This window comes from Streptomyces polyrhachis, assembly GCF_042663125.1.
In the GTDB taxonomy this organism is placed as follows: Bacteria; Actinomycetota; Actinomycetes; order Streptomycetales; family Streptomycetaceae; genus Streptomyces; species Streptomyces polyrhachii.
The window spans coordinates 1-506 of sequence record NZ_JBHSZO010000101.1 but is presented as its reverse complement, the minus strand read 5'-3'; the positions used below and the strand labels follow the sequence as shown (position 1 = coordinate 506).

1 protein-coding gene is annotated in these 506 nt (G+C 69.2%); it reads right to left on the bottom strand.

Annotation, left to right across the window (positions count from 1 at the left end; genetic code table 11):
• Nucleotides 1–112 precede the first annotated feature (112 nt).
• Nucleotides 113–397 (bottom strand): transposase, encoded by a 285-nt coding sequence (locus tag ACFQLX_RS25750; RefSeq protein ID WP_386418944.1) that lies wholly within the window; start codon nt 395–397, stop codon nt 113–115.
• Nucleotides 398–506: the final 109 nt, after the last annotated feature.

Here is a 506-nt window from a genome sequence, read left to right as displayed (position 1 = left end):
CTGTCGTGCAGGTTCGCACCCGACACCGCCACGGCCAGCGGCAGGCCCTGGGCCTCGGACAGCACGTGCAGTTTGCTGCCCTTCTTGCCGCGATCGACCGGATTCGGCCCGGTCAGCGAGCCCCCCTTTTCGCCCGCACCGACGCGGCATCGACGATCGCGGACGACCAGTCCAGCTCCCCCCTGGCACCGAGCTCGTCCAGCACCGCCCGGTGGAGCCTGCGCCACAACCCAGCCTCGGTCCACACCGTGAACCGGCGGTGCGCGGTAGCCGGCGAGACACCGAACGACTCCGGCAAACACCGCCACGCACACCCGCTCGTCAGCACGTACACCACGGCCGTGAACACCGCCCGCTCGTCCACCGGAGCAGTACCCCCGCCCTGCGGACGGGACATGAACCTCGGCAGCAACGGAGCCGTCAGCTCCCACAGTTCGTCCGGCACAAGCCGACGCGACAGATCAGCACCCACAGTCCAACATCATGCCGCATCAGCGAACGACCAC